The sequence below is a fragment of the Hydrogenophaga soli genome (assembly GCF_054777695.1).
Genome location: NZ_BAAHAK010000001.1, coordinates 427,999 through 445,941, shown reverse-complemented (window position 1 = coordinate 445,941; position 17,943 = coordinate 427,999). Strand labels below are relative to the sequence as shown.

General features: G+C 65.0%; 15 protein-coding genes and 1 tRNA gene. 3 read left to right on the top strand and 13 right to left on the bottom strand.

Annotated features, from left to right (window positions below):
• Positions 1–12 precede the first annotated feature (12 nt).
• The 6 genes from clpX to ACYVB7_RS01995 form a co-directional block, all read right to left on the bottom strand.
• A complete protein-coding gene (clpX, locus tag ACYVB7_RS02020; RefSeq protein WP_460504882.1) occupies positions 13–1,281 on the bottom strand; it encodes an ATP-dependent Clp protease ATP-binding subunit ClpX in 1,269 nt (422 codons plus the stop codon).
• A gap of 106 nt (positions 1,282–1,387) precedes the next feature.
• Positions 1,388–2,005: an ATP-dependent Clp protease proteolytic subunit gene (clpP, locus tag ACYVB7_RS02015; protein ID WP_460504881.1), complete on the bottom strand. Its 618-nt coding sequence runs from the start codon at positions 2,003–2,005 to the stop codon at positions 1,388–1,390.
• Between the two features lie 166 nt (positions 2,006–2,171).
• Positions 2,172–3,482, bottom strand: coding sequence for a trigger factor (gene tig / locus ACYVB7_RS02010; RefSeq protein ID WP_460504880.1), 1,311 nt, complete (start codon positions 3,480–3,482; stop codon positions 2,172–2,174).
• A gap of 71 nt (positions 3,483–3,553) precedes the next feature.
• Positions 3,554–3,640 (bottom strand) — tRNA-Leu (locus tag ACYVB7_RS02005).
• A gap of 71 nt (positions 3,641–3,711) precedes the next feature.
• Positions 3,712–6,870, bottom strand: a complete 3,159-nt coding sequence (locus ACYVB7_RS02000) for an efflux RND transporter permease subunit (RefSeq protein WP_460504879.1) — start codon at positions 6,868–6,870, stop codon at positions 3,712–3,714.
• Positions 6,867–8,060 (bottom strand): efflux RND transporter periplasmic adaptor subunit, encoded by a 1,194-nt coding sequence (locus tag ACYVB7_RS01995; RefSeq protein ID WP_460504878.1) that lies wholly within the window; start codon positions 8,058–8,060, stop codon positions 6,867–6,869. The genes ACYVB7_RS02000 and ACYVB7_RS01995 overlap by 4 nt, the downstream gene beginning before the upstream one ends.
• A gap of 106 nt (positions 8,061–8,166) precedes the next feature.
• Between ACYVB7_RS01995 and hpnC the strand changes: the two genes are divergently transcribed.
• Genes hpnC through hpnE form a run of 3 tightly spaced genes read left to right on the top strand, consistent with a single transcriptional unit; the run spans position 8,167 to position 11,248 of the window.
• A complete protein-coding gene (gene hpnC / locus ACYVB7_RS01990) occupies positions 8,167–9,093 on the top strand; it encodes an isoprenoid biosynthesis enzyme family protein (protein WP_460504877.1) in 927 nt (308 codons plus the stop codon).
• Between the two features lie 29 nt (positions 9,094–9,122).
• On the top strand, positions 9,123–9,962 hold the full coding sequence (gene hpnD / locus ACYVB7_RS01985) for a phytoene/squalene synthase family protein (protein ID WP_460504876.1): 840 nt from the start codon (positions 9,123–9,125) through the stop codon (positions 9,960–9,962).
• Entirely contained in the window at positions 9,959–11,248 is a 1,290-nt protein-coding gene (hpnE, locus tag ACYVB7_RS01980) for a hydroxysqualene dehydroxylase (protein ID WP_460504875.1), read from the top strand. The genes hpnD and hpnE overlap by 4 nt, the downstream gene beginning before the upstream one ends.
• Here hpnE and ACYVB7_RS01975 read toward each other — a convergent pair.
• From ACYVB7_RS01975 to ACYVB7_RS01945, 7 genes are all read right to left on the bottom strand, one after another.
• Positions 11,238–11,645: a BON domain-containing protein gene (locus ACYVB7_RS01975; protein WP_460504874.1), complete on the bottom strand. Its 408-nt coding sequence runs from the start codon at positions 11,643–11,645 to the stop codon at positions 11,238–11,240. The two genes, hpnE and ACYVB7_RS01975, sit on opposite strands and share 11 nt — an antisense overlap.
• 126 nt (positions 11,646–11,771) lie before the next feature.
• Positions 11,772–12,521, bottom strand: coding sequence for a Crp/Fnr family transcriptional regulator (locus ACYVB7_RS01970; RefSeq protein ID WP_460504873.1), 750 nt, complete (start codon positions 12,519–12,521; stop codon positions 11,772–11,774).
• A gap of 65 nt (positions 12,522–12,586) precedes the next feature.
• Positions 12,587–13,675, bottom strand: a complete 1,089-nt coding sequence (locus ACYVB7_RS01965; RefSeq protein WP_460504872.1) for a hypothetical protein — start codon at positions 13,673–13,675, stop codon at positions 12,587–12,589.
• Between the two features lie 206 nt (positions 13,676–13,881).
• Positions 13,882–14,733, bottom strand: coding sequence for a hypothetical protein (locus ACYVB7_RS01960; protein ID WP_460504871.1), 852 nt, complete (start codon positions 14,731–14,733; stop codon positions 13,882–13,884).
• Positions 14,734–14,748: 15 nt separating this feature from the next.
• Positions 14,749–15,444, bottom strand: a complete 696-nt coding sequence (locus ACYVB7_RS01955) for a YaiO family outer membrane beta-barrel protein (RefSeq protein WP_460505112.1) — start codon at positions 15,442–15,444, stop codon at positions 14,749–14,751.
• A gap of 198 nt (positions 15,445–15,642) precedes the next feature.
• Positions 15,643–16,881: a UDP-N-acetyl glucosamine 2-epimerase gene (gene wecB, locus ACYVB7_RS01950; protein WP_460504870.1), complete on the bottom strand. Its 1,239-nt coding sequence runs from the start codon at positions 16,879–16,881 to the stop codon at positions 15,643–15,645.
• Positions 16,882–16,960: 79 nt separating this feature from the next.
• Positions 16,961–17,941, bottom strand: coding sequence for a hypothetical protein (locus ACYVB7_RS01945; RefSeq protein WP_460504869.1), 981 nt, complete (start codon positions 17,939–17,941; stop codon positions 16,961–16,963).
• Positions 17,942–17,943 lie beyond the last annotated feature (2 nt).

The following is a 17,943-nucleotide window of genomic DNA, read 5'->3' as shown; positions in this document are numbered from 1 at the left end:
ATGGTTTCTTTCTCAGGCCTGCTTGGCCTCTTCACGGTATACCAACAATGGCGGCTTGCCCTCGTCAATGGTGGACTCATCCACCACGACCTTCTGCACATTCTCAATGCTGGGCAGGTCGAACATGGTATCGATCAACGCATTTTCCAGAATGGAGCGCAGCCCACGCGCACCCGTTTTACGAGCCAGAGCCTTGCGTGCAATGGCCCGCAACGCGGCAGGACGGATGTCCAACTCGGCACCTTCCAGCGCGATCAGCTTGGCAAACTGTTTGACCACCGCGTTGCGGGGCTGGGTCAGGATGTCAATCAGGGCATCTTCAGTGAGTTCGGTCAGCGTGGCCACCACAGGCAAACGCCCCACCAGCTCAGGGATCAGGCCGAACTTGATCAGGTCTTCGGTCTCGATGTCCTTGAACGCCTCTGAAACGCTGCGCTGCTTCTTGCTGCGCACCGCTGCCCCAAAGCCGATGCCGGACGCTTCCGTCCGGTTTTCAATGATTTTTTCAATGCCTGCAAACGCACCACCACAAATGAACAGGATGTTGGTGGTGTCCACCTGCAGAAAATCCTGGTTGGGGTGTTTGCGCCCCCCCTGTGGCGGAATGGACGCCATGGTCCCCTCCACCAGTTTCAGCAGGGCCTGCTGAACGCCTTCGCCCGACACGTCGCGGGTGATGGATGGGTTGTCCGCCTTTCGGGTGATCTTGTCGATTTCGTCGATGTAAACAATGCCCTGCTGGGCCTTGGCCACATCGTAGTTGCAGGTCTGGAGAAGCTTGGCAATGATGTTTTCCACATCCTCGCCCACGTAACCCGCCTCGGTGAGGGTGGTTGCGTCGGCCATCACAAAGGGCACGTTCAACATGCGTGCCAACGTCTGTGCCAGCAGGGTCTTGCCCGATCCCGTGGGGCCCACCAACAGGATGTTGCTCTTGGCCAGTTCCACGTCGTCCTTGGGAGCCGCATCCTTGTGGCGAAGGCGCTTGTAGTGGTTGTACACCGCCACAGACAGCGCTCGCTTGGCCGAATCCTGACCAATGACGTAGTTGTCCAGGTTCTGCTTGAGTTCGGCGGGCGTGGGCAATCCGTCTTCCGACTTGCCGCCACCCGCCTTCAACGCGGCCACTTCATCACGAACGATGTCGTTGCAAAGGTCAATGCACTCGTCGCAAATGAACACAGAGGGTCCCGCGATGAGCTTTTTCACCTCATGCTGGCTCTTGCCGCAGAAAGAGCAATAGAGGTTTTTTTCTGACGTGGAGCCTTTTTTATCGGCCATCGTTTCATCCTACAAAAGACTAAAGCCCTGACCTGTTTCGGTCAGGGCTGCCATGTGTTCCCAGGACCACCCACACCCAGTGAAGGTGGTGCCTACAAGCCCAGCGTCAGCTCGTCGCCCCACGCTTGGCAATCACCTTGTCCACCAAACCATAGGCTTGGGCTTCAGCCGCGGACATGAAGTAGTCACGCTCGGTATCGCGCTCAATCTTCTCAAGCGGCTGTCCGGTCTGGTCGGCCAGGATCTGGTTCAACTCGCTGCGCAAACGCAGAATTTCGCGAGCATGGATCTCAATGTCCGTGGCCTGACCTTGAGCCCCACCCAGCGGTTGATGGATCATGACCCGCGAACTGGGCAGCGAGAAACGCTTGCCCTTGGCTCCGGCAGCCAACAGGAAAGCCCCCATGCTGGCCGCCATGCCGGTGCACAGGGTGGAGACATCGGGCTTGATGAAGTTCATGGTGTCGTAGATGGCCATGCCCGCGCTCACCGAGCCCCCCGGGGAGTTGATGTAGAGCGAAATGTCCTTGTCAGGGTTTTCGCTTTCCAGGAACAGCAACTGGGCCACCACGAGGTTGGCGGATTGGTCGTTGACCGGCCCCACCAGGAAGATCACCCGCTCCTTCAACAGGCGCGAATAGATGTCGTAGGCGCGTTCACCGCGCCCCGATTGTTCGATCACCATGGGCACCATGCCCAAGGCTTCAATGTCCTTTGCGCTCATCGAAACTCCGAATGTATAGACCGTGTACTGTACCCAAACCCGCGATGCACTCTGAAATGGGGACAAACACCCGATCTGCAAGCTGGGGAACAGAAAAAAGGGCGACCCGAAGATCGCCCTTGATGCTATTTGAGCCCTTTGCCACAGGCACAGGGCCAAGACGGGATCAGCCTTGAGCCATCAACTCTTCAAAACCGATGGACTTGGTGTTGACTTTGACCTTGCTCAGCACGAACTCGGTCACGTTGTTTTCAATCACCACGGCTTCGACTTCGGCCATGCGACGCTGGTCACCGGTGTACCAGCGCACCACGTCGGCAGGCTTTTCGTAGGAAGAGGCCAGCTCTTCGACGTGTGCCTGAATCTGCTCGGGTTTGGCTTCCAGGTTGTTGACCTTGACCAGCTCTGCCAGCACCAGACCGATGCGCACGCGGCGCTCAGCCTGAGGCACAAACATTTCTTCAGGGATGGGAGCGGTGTCGGCGTCCTTCATGCCACGCTGCTTGAGGTCAGCGCGGGCACCTTGAACCAGGCGCTCCACTTCAGCCTGGACGATGGCCTTGGGCAGGTCCAGTTCGGCCTTGGCCACCAGGGCGTCCATCACCGCGGTCTTGTTGCGCGCCTGCAGGCGGAACTTGACTTCGCGCTCCAGGTTCTTGCGGATGTCGGCACGCAGGCCTTCCACCGTGCCGTCGGCAATGCCCAGGGACTTGGCAAATGCCTCGTTCACTTCGGGCAGGTGAGCGGCTTCGATCTTGTGAACGGTGACCAGGAAATCAGCCGTCTTGCCAGCCACGTCCGCGCCGTGGTAGTCGGCAGGGAAGTTCAGGGGGAAGGTCTTGCTTTCTTCCACCTTCATGCCACGCACGGCGTCTTCAAATTCCTTCAGCATCTGGCCTTCGCCCACCAGGAACTGGAAGCCGTTGGCCTTGCCACCCGCGAAAGGTTCGCCGTCGATCTTGCCCTCGAAGTCGATGGTCACGCGGTCGCCGTCCTGGGCAGCGGCGTCCATGGCACGCTGGGCAAAGGTGCGACGCTGCTTGCGCAGGATGTCCACGGTCTTGTCGATGGCTTCTTCGCCCACTTCGGTGCTCAGACGCTCCACCTCGGCTTCCGACAGGTCGCCGATCTTCACTTCGGGATACACCTCGAACACGGCGTCGAACAGCAGTTCGCCGTCGGTGCCGCCTTCCTTCTCGGAGATGCGGGGCGCACCGGCCACGCGCAACTGCGCTTCGTTGGCGGCCACGGCAAACGCCTCACCCACCTTGTCGTTCATGACTTCGTACTGGACGGAGTAGCCATAACGCTGGGCAACCACGTTCATGGGCACTTTGCCCGGACGGAAACCGTCCATCTTGACCTGGCGGGCCAGGCGCTTGAGGCGGGTTTCCACCTCGTTGCTGATCACTTCCATGGGCAGCGAGAGCGTCATCTTGCGCTCGAGCTTCTCCAGGGTTTCAACGGTCACTGCCATAGGGTTCTCCTTGGAATGGATGCAAAAGCCGATTCAGGCCCCGGCCTGAAGGCTGGATTCGTGAACGGGGCTGGTGCGCGGGGGGGGACTCGAACCCCCACACCATTGCTGGCGTCAGGACCTAAACCTGGTGCGTCTACCAATTTCGCCACCCGCGCGGGCACCGTCAACTTGCGTTGGCGTGCACACGCCAAAGCCCAAGGGCTTCAGGTGCACACCATTTTTTCGGTCAACCCGAGATTCTAGCCGCTGACTCGGGCTTCACCCGGAACCAAGCGGCGTACATGGCTGGCAAGGCCAGCAAGGTGAGCGCCGTGGCCACGATCAACCCCCCCATGATGGCCACGGCCATGGGGCCCCAGAACACGCTGCGCGAGAGGGGAATCATGGCCAGCACCGCGGCTGCAGCGGTCAGCACGATGGGGCGCATGCGGCGCACAGCCGACTCCACAATCGCGTCCCAAGCGGGGATGCCCCGCGCACGCTCCTGCTCAATCTGATCGATCAGGATGACCGAGTTGCGCATGATCATGCCCATCAAGGCAATCACCCCCAGCAAGGCCACAAAACCAAAGGGACGGTTCAAGGCCAGCAGGGCTCCGGCCACACCGGCCATGCCCAATGGCCCTGTGAGGAACACCAGCATGGCTCGGCTGAAGCTGTGCAGCTGCAACATCAGCAAGGTGAAGGTGATGAACAGCATCAGCGGCATGCCCGCGGCAATGGACGACGAGCCTTTGCTGCTTTCTTCCACCGCACCGGCCACCTGGATGTCGTAACCCACCAGGCCCTGCTCTCGCCACTGCTGCTTGAGCTGATTCAGCCCCGGCAGCAGCTCGGTCGTGACGGTGGCCCCCTGCAAGCCTTCCACCACGTCGGACTGAACCGTGATGGCGTACTCGCGCCCCTCGCGCCACATCACCCCATGCTCCCAGCCGAACACCGGACGGGCGATCTGCATCAGCGGGATGCTCTTGCCACTGGCGGTGGGCAGGTAGGCGTTGCCCAGATCGCTGATGGCGTCGCGCTCGTCCAGCGGCTGGCGCAGCACGATGTCGATCAACTTGTCGCCATCGCGGTACTGCCCCACCGTCACCCCGCTGAGGATGGTGCGAGCCGCCTGGGCAATGGACTGGCTGGTAACCCCCAGTGCGCGGGCCTTGGCCTGATCCACCTCCAGCCGCAGGGTCTTGACCGACTCGTTCCAGTTGTCGTTGACGCCACGGGTGTTGGGGCTCTGGCGCATGTGCGCCTTCACGGCGTCGGCCAGACCCCGCAGCACAGTGGGGTCGCTGCCCACCACCCGGAACTGCACCGGATACGGCACCGGCGGCCCGTTGGGCAGCAGCTTGACGCGGCCCCGCACCTCGGGAAACTCCGCGGCCAGCAAGGCGGGCAGGGACTTGCGCAGCACCTCCCTCACCTGCAGATCCTGGGCCACCAGGATCATTTGAGACACGTTGGTCTGCGGAAACACCTGATCCAGCGGCAGGTAGAACCGGGGCACGCCCGACCCCACCCAGGTGCTGACCATTTGCACCCCCTTCTCCGACGCCAGACGGGCTTCCACCCGGCGGGTGACGGCCTCGTTCTCGGCCAGGCTGGTGCCTTCGGGGAACCACACATCCACCAGGATTTCGGGGCGGTTGGAGTCGGGAAAGAACTGCTGCTGCACCTTGGTCATCCCCACCAGGCCCAGCGCAAAAATCAGCACCGTGGCCCCGATGGTGAGCCAGCGGTGCTTCACACAGGCATTCACCAGGGCGCGGAAACGCAGGTAAAACGGGCCGTCGAACACCTCGTGACTCTCACCCAGGTTGGGTTTGACCTTGAGCAAGGTCACCCCCAGGTAGGGCACGAACACCACCGCCGCAAACCACGAAACGATGAGCGCAATCACCGTCACCGCAAAGATGGCAAAGGTGTACTCCCCCACCGACGACTGCGCCAGGCCGATGGGCAGGAAACCGGTGGCCGTGACGAGGGTGCCCGTGAGCATGGGCATGGCCGTGGCGTCCCAGGTGAAGGTGGCGGCGCGGAACATGGTGTAGCCCTCCTCCAGCTTGCGCACCATCATCTCGACGGCAATGATGGCGTCGTCCACCAGCAGGCCCAGCGCGATGATGAGCGAGCCCAGCGAGATCTTGTGCAACCCGATGCCCCAGTAGTGCATGCACAAAAAGGTGACCGCCAGCACCAGCGGGATGGTGATGAACACCACCAACCCGGGCCGCACATCCAGCGTGTAGCGGCGCCAGCCTGTGCCGTGGGGACTCTTGTGCAGGCCCAGCGACAAAAAGCTCACGCCCAGCACGATCACCACAGCCTCGATCAGCACCTTCACGAACTCATTCACCGAGCGGGTCACCGCTGCTGGCTGGTCCTGCACCTGCGCCAGCGACACACCCGCGGGCAAGTCCCGCTCGATGCGATCGGTGGCCACTTTGAGCGCCTTGCCCAGGGCCACGATGTCGCCTCCCTTGGTCATGGAAATGCCCAGCGCAATCACCTCCTGCCCCTGGTGGCGCACTTTGACCTGAGGTGGGTCGATCAGCCCCAGGCGCACATCGGCCAAGTCCGACAGGCGCATCTGCACCCCATTGGCGGCCCGGATGGGCATGGCCTTGAGCTGCTCCACCGAGTTGAAGGCCCCGGTCACCCGCACCTGCACCACGTCCAGCGGCGACTGCACCGCCCCCGCCGACTCCACGGCGTTCTGCTGACCCAGTTGCACCAGCACGGCGTTCATGTCCAGGCCCAAGGCCGCCAGACGGCGCTGGGACACCTCGATGTAGAGCTTTTCGTCCTGCACACCGAACAGCTCGACCTTGTTGACGTCCTTCACCGCCAGCAGGCGCTGGCGCACGTCGTCGGCCATGCGCTTGAGCTCCGGGGCGGTGTAACCCGGCCCTTGCAGCGCGTAGATGACGCCGAACACGTCCCCGAACTCATCGTTGTAGAACGGCCCCAGCACCCCTTGCGGCAAGGTGGAGCGCATGTCGCCGATCTTCTTGCGCACCGTGTACCAGGTCTGGCTCACGTCCGTGGGTTTGGTGCTGTCCTTCACCTGGAAGATGATGAGCGCCTCACCCGGCTTGGAGTAGCTGCGGATCTTGTCGGCGTAGGCCACCTCTTGCAGCGTTTTTTCCAGCTTGTCGGTCACCTGCTCGGCCACCTGCTGGGCCGTGGCCCCCGGCCAATAGGTTCGCACCACCATGGCCCGGAAAGTGAAAGGCGGGTCTTCGTCCTGCCCCAGCTGAAAGTACGACGCGATGCCCAGAAGCATCAGCACCACCATCAGGTAGCGCGTCAGCGGCTGGTGCTCCAGCGCCCAGCGCGACAGGTTGAAACCCGATGCGGGGGCCTGGGGTGCAGGAGAGGGGCTCATGGCTGCCCTTTCTGGGCAGACGCCGCGACTTCAGAATTTCCTGATTTGATAGCAGAAACACCTTCATTTGAAAGCGAAATACCCTGTTTTGATGCTTGCTTTTCGCGGTACACCACCACCTTTTGGCCCTCGGCCAGCACGTGCACACCGGCCACCACCACCTGCTCGCCCCCTTTGAGGCCCGAGGCAATCACCGCCTGGTTGCCATCGGCCGTGGCCACCACCACGGGCTGAGCCTTGACGGTGCTGCTGGCCGCGTCAAACACCCACACCGCCGACCCCTGCCCCTGGGCCCACAAGGCACTGGTGGGCAGTTTCAGGGGAACGGAGGCCACGGCAACGGCCCCCGCGGGCCGGGCCCAGCGAACATAGGCGGTGGCCCCCAATGGCGCTTCGGCAGCCCCGCCATCCAACGCCAACTTCACGGCAAAGGTGCGCGTGGCGGGATCGGCGGCGGCGGCCACTTCACGCACCGTGCCCTGGCGCTCCTGGTCGGACGCCCACAAGCGAACCACCGCCCGCGTGCCCACCTGGACACCGGCCAACTGGTGCTCGGGCAAGGCCACCACCACATCGCGCGGGCCGTCGTAGGCCACGCGCACCACCGGGGTGCCCGCCGCCAGCACCTGGCCAGGTTCGGCCTCCACGGCCACCACCACGCCCGATTTGTCGGCCTTCAGGGTGGCGTGGTCCTTCTGGTTGACCTGTCCCTGGTTCTGCGCCATGGCCTGGTCCAGCGACGCTTGCGCTGACTTGAGGGCGGCTTCACGGCGCTCCAGCTCCGCCCCGCTGATGAAGTTCTGCGCCTTCAGTTCGGCGTAGCGTTTCAGGTCTGCCGCGGCCAGATCCCGCTGCGTGCGGGCGGCTTGCACCTGCGCCTGGGCGGCGTTCGCCGCCAGCAGGTAGTCGGACGCGTCCAGCTGTGCCAGCACCTGTCCCGCCTGAACCCGTTGCCCCACCTCCACCGACCGCGCCAGCAGCTTGCCCGCCACCCGGAAGCCCAAGCGTGCTTCGCTGCGGGCACGCACGTCCCCGGCGTACTCGTGCTCAAACACCATCGGCTGTGGCCCCACGGTCATCAGCTTGACCGCCCGAACAGGCTCGGGCGCCGGTTCGGTTTTGGCACAGGCGGCCACCAGAACCACGGCCAAAACCAAACCTCCAACATGAAACAGACGGGGGATGCCCATGGGTGCAGTCTCCAAAATCGAATCCAAACGCCAGTTAATGACCAACTGGTCAGCAATTGGAACACAAACCCCAAAGGCCCCACAAGCGGGCAGCGACAATCTCCCCATGCAAACCGGTGTGGACCATGACGAAAACTTCCCCGTGGCCTCGTGGCTGTGCCCACCGCACCTGCGCCCGGTGATTGCCGCCATCTACCACTTCGCCCGCACCGCCGACGACCTGGCCGATGAAGGCGATGCCCTCCCCGCCCAGCGCCTGGCCGACTTGGCGGCCTACCGCCAGTGGCTGCACTGGGCCACGTTGCCGGGCGACCCACCCCCACCCAACTTGGGCCACGGGCTCAGCCCCTCGGCCCAGCGTTGGCCGGCCTTGTTCCAGACGCTGCGCGTGCACCTGCGCCAATGGGCCCTGCCCCCGCTGCACCTGCATGCGCTGCTCGACGCCTTTGAGCAGGACGTGCACCGCACCGCCCACCAACAGCCCTACGCCAGCGTGGACGAGCTGTTGGCCTATTGCGAAAAGTCGGCCAACCCCGTGGGCCGCCTGCTGCTGCACTTGTACGGCGTGACCGATCCCGCCCGCCTGGCACAAAGCGACGACATCTGCTCGGCGCTGCAACTCATCAACTTCTGGCAGGACATCAGCGTGGACTGGCCCCGCCAGCGGCATTACCTGCCCACCGACGTGCTGCAACATCACGGGCTGACACTGGCGGACTTTGCCCCCACCGCCGATGCACCCGTCCCCCGCACGGCAGCCTGCCGCGTCGCCGTGGCCGAGCTGGTGCAGGATGCCGTGGCGCGCATGCACCGCGGTGCCCCCCTGGCGGTGCACCTGCCCGGGCGCGTGGGCTGGGAGCTGCGGCTGGTGGTGCAAGGCGGCCTGCGCATTGCCGAACGCATTGCCGAGCTCAACCACCAAACCTGGCTGCACCGCCCCACCCTGCAAAAGACCGACCTGCTGCGGCTGCTGTGGCGGGCGGCGCGCATGCCACAAGGCCCGGCTGCATCCCCAAGGCTGGGGGATCGGTAAACTCGCCAGCCGCTCCAGCCCTCCTTCGCATGACCCCCCAGCAATACGTCCAACAAAAAGCCGTTGCCTCGGGCAGCAGCTTTTATTACGCCTTCCTGTTCCTGCCCGCGGCCCGGCGCGAAGCCATCACGGCCTTCTACGCCTTTTGCCGCGAGGTGGACGACGTGGTGGACGACGCCACCGACCTCAGCGTGGCCGCGCAGAAGCTGGCCTGGTGGCACGGCGAGGTTCGCCAGGCCTTTGCAGGCCAGCCCAGCCACCCGGTCATGCAGGCCCTGATGCCACACACTGCCACCTTCGGCATCACGGAGGCACCACTGCAGGCCATCATCGACGGCTGCCAGATGGACCTGGAGCAAACCCGTTACCTCGACTACCCGGGCCTGCAACGCTACTGCCACCTGGTGGCCGGTGTGGTGGGTGAGGTGTCGGCCCGCATTTTTGGCCAGACAGACCCCGACACCACCCGCTACGCCCACACGCTGGGCCTGGCGTTCCAGCTCACCAACATCATCCGCGACGTGGGTGAAGACGCCTTGCGGGGCCGCATCTACCTGCCGGTGAACGAGCTGCAACGGTTTGAGGTGAAGGCCAACGACATCCTCCAGCGCCAGCATTCCGAGCGCTTCGAGGCGCTGATGCGCTTCCAGACCGAACGTGCCCACGCCCTGTACGACCAGGCCTTTGCGCTGCTGCCCGCGGCCGACCGCCGCGCCCAGAAGCCCGGGCTGATGATGGCCAGCATCTACCGCACGCTGCTGCGCGAAATCGAGGCCGAGCGCTTCCAGGTGCTGCACCAGCGGGTGGCCCTCACGCCCCTGCGCAAGCTGTGGCTGGCCTGGAAGGTGCAAGCCCTGGGCCGGATGTGAACCCCTCGGCGCTCCAAGTGGCCGTGGTGGGTGGCGGCTGGGCCGGTCTGGCCGCGGCGGTGCGCGCCACGTTGGACGGCCATCGCGTCACGGTGTTCGAAGCCAGCCGACACTGGGGCGGGCGGGCCCGAACCGTGCAGGTGGACACCCCGCAAGGCCCCCTGGTCTTGGACAACGGCCAACACATCCTCATTGGGGCCTACACCTGCACCCTGGACCTGATGCGCCGGGTGGGGGCCGACCCCGACACCCTGCTGCTGCGCCTGCCACTGACGCTGCTCAACCCCCAGGGGGAGGGCCTGAAGCTGCCCGACTGGCCCGCGCCGTTGGACATGCTGGCCGGGGTGCTGGGTGCCCGCGGCTGGCGGCTGAGCGACAAACTGGCCCTGCTGGCCACCGCAGCACGGTGGCGCTGGCAGGGCTTTGATTGCCAAGCCTCCACCACCGTGGCGCAGCTGTGCCACGGCCTGCCCGAGCGCCTGATGCGCGGCTTCATCGACCCCCTGTGCGTGTCCGCCCTCAACACCCCCGCCGCCGACGCCAGTGGCCAGGTGTTCTTGCGGGTGCTGAAAGATGCGCTGTTCGCCGGTACCGGAGGCTCCAACCTGCTGCTGCCGCGGGTACCCCTGGGGACGCTGTGGCCCGAACCGGCCACCCAGTGGTTGACCGGGCAGGGAGCGCGACTCCACCTGGGCCAGCGCGTCACCGACGTGAAGCGCCAGGGCGACCGCTGGTGCCTGCACGGCCAGGTGTTTGACCGGGTGATCTGGTCAAATTCAACAAAAAATACGGCTCTACCGCTTTATTTGAAAGCGCAAGCAGCTATCAATTCAGAAGCAACCATCGCACCAGCGTGGCGGTACGAAGCCATTGCCACGGTGTACGCACAAGGCCCGGCTGACCACACCCGGTTGGCGCAGCCCATGCTGTCGCTGGCCGACAGCCCGCAACACCCAGCCCAGTTTGTGTTTGACCGCGGCCAGCTGGGCGGCCCGGCAGGCTTGCTGGCCTTCGTGGTGAGTGCCGCACACGGCAGCGCCGCCGACCTGCAGGCCCGCGTGGAGCAACAGGCCCACGCGCAGTTGGGGTTGACGGTGCAGCCGGTGCAAACCATCGTGGAAAAACACGCCACCTTTGCCTGCACCCCGGCACTGGCCCGCCCGCCCATGCGGCTGGCCCCCGGCCTGCTGCGGGCCGGTGACGATGTGGATGGCCCCTACCCCGCCACGCTGGAAGGGGCCATGCGCAGCGGCTGGGACGCCGCCGCGGCCCTGCTCACCCCTTGAACGCCCCCATCTGAGGGCTTTGCGCTTTCACCGCCAGCACCGCCAACCGCTGGACGCTCCCGACGCTGACTTCGTGCGGACGCAAGCGAAGCATGTTGTGAACCGCCTTCACGCCATCCAGCGCCTGCACACAGCGGGTGGCACCGTCTTTCTGGTACTGCCACTGCACCTCGCCGCTCAGGTGCACACATCCGTCGACCCAACGGACCTGGACCCGGTCGGGCTGGATGGCATAGCCGTCTTGCATGGCCCACAGCGCAGAGGCTTCGAAGTCCCCTTCAGACCTCGGCGGTGCCGTCAGGGGTCCAGACTTCACGGGGCGAGACGACTGGACAGGCGGGTCAATGGACTGTGCGGCGGTCGAGGCACGAAGCAACAGGCACGGGTTGGTTTTCATGGACAAGCTCCACAGACGTGATGAGGATGAGGACGCAGCCCACGGGGGCTGCACACCCAGATTACGTTGGGGACCTTGGCCGCTCTGTGCGGCAGACCACGTGGCGCCCGTGTCGTGCGCAACCGGTCACGCGGAAGGCCACTTCTCCGACATGACCTGTTCGTAAAACGCCAGGTCCTGCGCGTGACACGGGCACGAGGTGGCCTGCAACCCCGGGCGGTCCACAATGACCATGTGGCCCCGGCTGTGGCGGATCAGGTGACGTTTCTGAAAAGCCCCGGCCAGCATCGTCACGCTGGCGCGGCGCACGCCCATGACCCGTGCCAAGCCTTCGTGGGTCACCTCCAGGTCGGGCACGCGCATGCGGTCCTGGCACATCAGCAGCAGCCTGGCCAAGCGCTGCTCCAAGGCGTGGAACTGCCCGCAGGCCGCCAGCGCACCCATTTGCTCCAGTTGGATGTACAGGAAGCGAACCATCAGGACACTCAAGAACCGGCTGTGCAGGCATTGCCGCCGCAGCACCGCCAGCGGGATGCGCCAGGCCTGCCCGGCACCGGTCACCACGGCGTCGAAGGCGGAAGCGGTCACGCCCAGGGCGCTGCTGGCCCCCAGCACCCCTTCAAAGCCGATTTGCCCCACTTCGAAGGCGCGTGCCGCGGGTTGGGTGGTGAGCAGAGAAATCATGCAGTTGGTCGGAAAGTAGGCATGGGCCAACCCCTGCCCGGCCCGCACCAGCACCTGGGCACCGTCCAGTTCCACCAGCTCGGCATGGTCGAGCAGCAACGAGCGCTCGGCCTGCTGGAGTTTGGCCAGCAGGCGGTTGGCAAGGGCTTGGTCGATGCTGGGTGTCCAGTGTGGGTTGGCGGGGTCTGCCAAGCCATTCTGGGTGTCTGCACAAGCGGTTTCTGTCTGTTGCCGCACACACGGCTGGCGCTCCGGTGTCACGCGTTGGCGACACCGTCAAGGACCGCTCGGGTGCGGAGGTAAAAGCCCAGTTCATTGATGGTGACCAGGCTTCGGTTGGAGACAAAGGTCTTGTCGATCGCCGCCAGTTGACTGCGGGCCTGCGCCACCTGCCCCTGCAGCGCGGCCACATAGCCCAGCACCGCCCAGGGGAAGGGGTCGTAACGTCCGGTTTCCCAGCCCGGGGAATGGGCGTTCAGGTAGGCCCAACCAGCTGCAAACTGCGGGGCCAGTTCGGTCACGCCAAACGCCTGTGCGTAGACCTGGCAGGTGGTGTCGGGGTAGAACGCGGTGCCCGGTTGACGGCTTGCGTCACTGGCCACAAAGGCTTGGGGCTGGGCCTGGAACAGCAGGTTCTGAATGCCCTTGGCGGTGTTGGTCGCCAGCAGGTCGTGGTAGTTGGCGTCCCGGATTTCGCTGCGCGAGCGCAGCACGGCGGCAAAGTCGCGCAGGCCCCGGTAGCCCTCGCAGTTGTCCATCAGGTAGCCAATGGCGTTGGTCTGGCTGCGGGGTGCCTGGAACACCGCCGTCAAACCCGAGGGCTTGGCCGTGAGCGCCAGGTTGCGGTAGGCCATGGTTTTCAGCTGGGCTTTGTGCGCTTCCCACCAGGTCCAGTTGCCACTGGCCACCACGTAGCGCGACGCCAGCGACAGGAAGGTGGCGGCGTAGGCGTCATCGGAGTCAGAGGGCACCTTTTTGAACACCGTTGGGTTGGCCCGCCCGTAGGGCAGGTCGATGTCGGCAATGCTGCCATTGGGCTCCAGGTTGGCCAGGTACAGGTCCAGGTAGGTGCGGATGTGGGTGTCCAGCTCGGCAGGCGACAGCAAGCGCACCAGCGGCATGAGGCCCAGGTTCACAAAGTACCAGTTCAGCTTGCCGTTGGGGGCAAGTTCGTACCCGCCCTTGTACGGTCCCGACGGAATGCGCAACGCTTTGATTTCGGCCAGGGCATCGATGCCCCCGTCGGATGGGGGTGGCACACAGGTGACCTGAGCCACCGCGTTGGCACCCGTGGACAAACCCCAGGCCAGAGCAGGCGCTCCCAAAAGCCATTGGCGACGTTGCATACAAACCCTTGAGGTTGGCACGGAACCAGCGGTGCCCAAAAGGAGCACGCCGATCCGCTGATGCCGCACTGCACAGCCATCGGGAAAGCAGGCATCCCGAAGGCCAAGCCGTTGCGGCAGGCCGGATTCTCAAGACCTTGTGGCGGTTTATGCGTTTGCGTACGGTGCCGTACAGACAGGATGGGAATGGGGGTGAATGCGCCTCCTCAGGTGGTGGCCGACAACGGGGCCTTGCTGGCGGCCCAGGCGTACAGGGCCACAAAAACCATCATGTCGAACAGCGCCCCGAAACACAGGTAGAGCGTGGGCATGAACACCACCGACAGGTGCTGCAACACCACCAGGTGAACCAGCGCCTGCTGCGGAACCATGACGGCGAAGTACGCCCAGATCAGCACCGTGTGCCACAGCTTGGTGCCCAGCCCCAGGTTCAGCGCGTAGTAGCCCAGCCCCAGGAGCACCGGGATGGCCAGCATCAGCGTGTAGCCCACCTCCAGCACATTGACCACATGACCGAGCACCCCGTGGGGAAACGGGATGGGGACCCAGACAAAGTAGACCAACGACAAGGTTTGCACCACACACCCCGTGCGGATCAGGTACTTGATGGGCAACCACGCCCCACGCATGAACAGGGTGCCGATCCACGCCAACACCGTGATGGCCAAGCCCAGCCACAGCCCTTGGTCCACCGACAGGCCCACCCCGGGGGCGTCGGCCTGCCACACCAACCCCATCTGATCGCTCCGCTCCATGGCGGACGCCACACGCAAGGGCAAGTCCATTCGCTCCGCCCACCACAGCACATAGGCGCGCCAGAACCCGAACAGGGCGGTGTGCGTGCTGTACAAACCTGCGATCAGCAGTGCAGGCAACGCCACCATGTGGAGCAGCAGCCCTGGCCGCGCCACCACATGGCGGATGGCGCGGTGGGGTTTGGTGGCCAGGTGCGCACAGGGCGAGGCCGCCAGGGTGCGGCGAGCGGCTTCAAACGCGACCTCCCGCTCGTGGCTGGAGGGCAATGACGACGCGGGTTGGGTGGGGAACACAGACGACATGGCGGCCCCACTCGGTCACTGGAAACTGTGAAAAAACGCCACCGTCAAGCCATTGCGGCTGTAGTACGGGTTGCGGTAGTGCTCCAGGCTCAGCTGCACACCGCCTTGGGGCGTCACCCAATGCTTCCACATGAGCCCGGTCTGGTGGCTTCTGATGTTGACCAGCGCCGCCTGCGCTGCAATGGACTGGTAGCCCTCCCCCCCCCAGCCGTGGCGCAGGGTGAACAGGTCATGGCGGGCGCGGCCATAGGTGGCGGCCACAAAGCGCTGCTGGGTGTTGATCTGGCCCGGGTTGCTGCGGTTGAGCCGCAAACCGGCTTCGACCACCCAGGGCTGCTCGAAGTACCAGACACCGCCCAGGCTGAGCGAACGGTCGATGTGACCATCAGGGGCCCGGTAATACCCCAGCCCCACCGAGGTGACGAAGTTCTGAGCGGGGAGCCACTTCTTGTACACCGCCGCGTCTGCACGCACACGTGGCAGGTAGAACGCACCATCGCCCGCCCCCACCGACAGGCTTGTGTACCAATCCGGGCTCAGGGTGATGGTGTCGCCCACCCCCAAAAACAGGCCCGCTTGGCCAAACTCCCGCTTGGCGGCCAACTCCACCTGCCACACATGGGCACCCATCTCGTACACGCCGTTGAGCCGCACGTCGCGCCAATGGCCGTAGCCGTTGCTCAACTGGTGCCCGCCCACGCTGACGGTCACCTCGTTCAACGGCGCAGCCGTTGGGGGACTCGGGGGTTCCCCCGCCCATGTGGACGGGGCATCGGGCGCCCTGTCCTGCGCCCAAAGGGCCAGTGGGGCAAACATCGCCAGCCCACCGACGGCGAGACACCGGACGAAAAGGCATGGACGTTGCGAACTCAGTCGGACTGTGGAGCACATGGGGTTCATGGTGGGACCTCAAACGGTTGCAGTTGTGAAAGGCACCGGATGGGCGGACACGTGCACCGGAGGCGTCCCAGCCACGGTCGGCGCTTGCACCTGCGCCCACGGCCCCCCCGCCAGCGTGGTGGCAATGCGCTGAGCGGAATGCCCGTCGCCGAACGGGCTGCGCACCAGTTGCATGGCGCGGTAGGCCGCGCCATGGGTCAGCAGCGTGGTGGCGTGACGGTGAATGCCGTCCACATCGGTTCCCACCAGAACGGCCCCACCGGCCTGCACCAGCTCCTGGCGTTCGGTGCTGTGGCGGGCAATCAGCACCGGTTTGCCAAAGGCCGAGGCTTCCTCCTGGATACCGCCCGAATCGGTCAGCGCAAAGTGGCAGCGCAACAGCAGCGCGATCAACACCGGGTAGCCCAGCGGCTCGGTCAGGCAGATGCGCACGCGGACCGATGCCGGCAGGCTGTCCAGCACCGCCTCCACATCGGCCCGCACCGCCGGGTTGGGGTGCACGGGCCACACGGCCACCACATCGGGGTGCTGGGCCAGCGTGTTGGCCAGCGCCTGCGCAATGTGGCGGATGGGCTGCCCCCAGTTCTCGCGCCGATGGGCCGTCACCAGCACCAGGCGCTGGGTGAGGTGCCGGTGCATGAACCCCCTCAAGTCGGCGGGGCAGGTGGTCATCAGATCAAAATCCGCGCGGCTGATGCGCCCACTGGTCCACTGCGCCGCGTCGATCACGGTGTTGCCCACCTCCACGATCCGGTCCGCCGCCACCCCTTCGGTGCGCAGGTTGTGGGTGCACTGTGGGGTGGGGGTGAAGTGCCAGTGGGCCAACTGGGCGATCAACTGGCGGTTTTTTTCTTCGGGAAACGGTTCTCGCTCGCCCGTGCGCAACCCTGCCTCGATGTGGGCCACCGGCACATCGTTGTAGTAGCCCACCAACGCCCCCACCAGCGCGGAGCTGGTGTCACCCTGCACCAGCAGCACATCGGGCCGCAGGGTGTGCATGGCCTGCTCGATGCCGTTCATCAACGCCACCGACAGGTGCGCCAGCGACGGGGACTGGCGCTGCAAATCGATGCGGATGTCTGGCGGCATGCCGAAGAAGGTGTAGAGCTCGTCGGCCACGGCCCCGTGCTGGCCCGTGTGCAGCACCCGCACGTTGTGCCCATGGGCTTTGAGTCGGCGGTAGACCGGGGCCATCTTGATGATCTCGGGACGGGTGCCGATGCAAAACAGGTGCGTCTTGGGAAACATGAAGGACCTCTTGTGGATGGAGAACAAGAAAAAAAACGGCCAGCCCCCTCGTCACGCCAGGTGAGCGTGTTGGCGGGGCTCACTGGCATGCCACCCCCGGTGCGGCCGCCGCCACCCGGTGATGCAGCAACACCTGGCGGGCCACTTCGTCGGTGACGATCCAGTGCGAACTGCCCCGCGCTGCCGCGGTTTCGCGCAACCAGCACCCCGCCGATGTGGTGTCCTGGAACTTCAGTGCAATCAAGGCCACCAGGCCCCAGGCAAAGTCGGTGCGGGACTGCGCCAACCAGTTGCCCCGGTGGCGCTGCATCCATCGGCGGTAGTGCGCCCTTGGGTCGAGGTGGTGCAGCTTGAAATCGAACAGCAACGGGTACAGCTGCGTCACCTGCGCCGGGTAGAAGGCATCGGGCATGGCCTTTTGCTCGGGCTGGGTGGACACCAGAAACTGCTGCGCCGGGGCATCCCAGAACGCCCGGTGGATGTCCTGCGCCAAGCGGCTGTGGGCCGCCGTCGGCGCACAAGGCGGTTTGCACGGGGACTGGTACGACAAGACCTCCAAGTTGTCCATGAACAGGCCGTGCTGGTACACGGGCGACACCATGTAGATGCCGCGCACGGGGTCCCGCAACGCCGCCAGCGCCACGCCACTGGCCCGGTGGCTGGCCATCCAGCGTGGGTTGGCGGCCAACTCGGTGGGCATGGTGTCAAGCAGGCGCAGCCACAGGGCCAGCAGGGTGTCGTCCGCATCGGCGGTTTTGCAGGGGGCCCACACGGGGCCTGCCCGGCAGAAGCGATCAAACGTGGCGTCGGGCTTTTGCCGCAGCACCAGCCAGTTGGCCCAAGGCTGGGCATAGGGGCCAATGTCCAGCCCGAACTCACGCGCCAGCAGCAGCGCTTGCAGGGTGAAATACGGGTCCACGGTGTCACCCTGGTGTTGCACGCTGATGGCGCCATCGGCACCGGCATACCCCGTCAACACCAGCGGGCCAGCGGGCGCAGCGGCCCGAGCCCACGCACACAGCGCCAGCGAACACAGCGCCGCGGCAACCCGTCCAAGCACTC

Coding starts and splice junctions, on each gene's coding strand:
- wecB (WP_460504870.1), bottom strand. CDS start 16,881: ATGTTTCCCAAGACGCACCTGTTTTGCATCGGCACCCGTCCCGAGATC.
- ACYVB7_RS01965 (WP_460504872.1), bottom strand. CDS start 13,675: ATGCAACGTCGCCAATGGCTTTTGGGAGCGCCTGCTCTGGCCTGGGGT.
- ACYVB7_RS01995 (WP_460504878.1), bottom strand. CDS start 8,060: ATGGGCATCCCCCGTCTGTTTCATGTTGGAGGTTTGGTTTTGGCCGTG.
- clpP (WP_460504881.1), bottom strand. CDS start 2,005: ATGAGCGCAAAGGACATTGAAGCCTTGGGCATGGTGCCCATGGTGATC.
- hpnC (WP_460504877.1), top strand. CDS start 8,167: ATGCAAACCGGTGTGGACCATGACGAAAACTTCCCCGTGGCCTCGTGG.
- clpX (WP_460504882.1), bottom strand. CDS start 1,281: ATGGCCGATAAAAAAGGCTCCACGTCAGAAAAAAACCTCTATTGCTCT.
- ACYVB7_RS02000 (WP_460504879.1), bottom strand. CDS start 6,870: ATGAGCCCCTCTCCTGCACCCCAGGCCCCCGCATCGGGTTTCAACCTG.
- ACYVB7_RS01975 (WP_460504874.1), bottom strand. CDS start 11,645: ATGAAAACCAACCCGTGCCTGTTGCTTCGTGCCTCGACCGCCGCACAG.
- hpnD (WP_460504876.1), top strand. CDS start 9,123: ATGACCCCCCAGCAATACGTCCAACAAAAAGCCGTTGCCTCGGGCAGC.
- tig (WP_460504880.1), bottom strand. CDS start 3,482: ATGGCAGTGACCGTTGAAACCCTGGAGAAGCTCGAGCGCAAGATGACG.
- ACYVB7_RS01960 (WP_460504871.1), bottom strand. CDS start 14,733: ATGTCGTCTGTGTTCCCCACCCAACCCGCGTCGTCATTGCCCTCCAGC.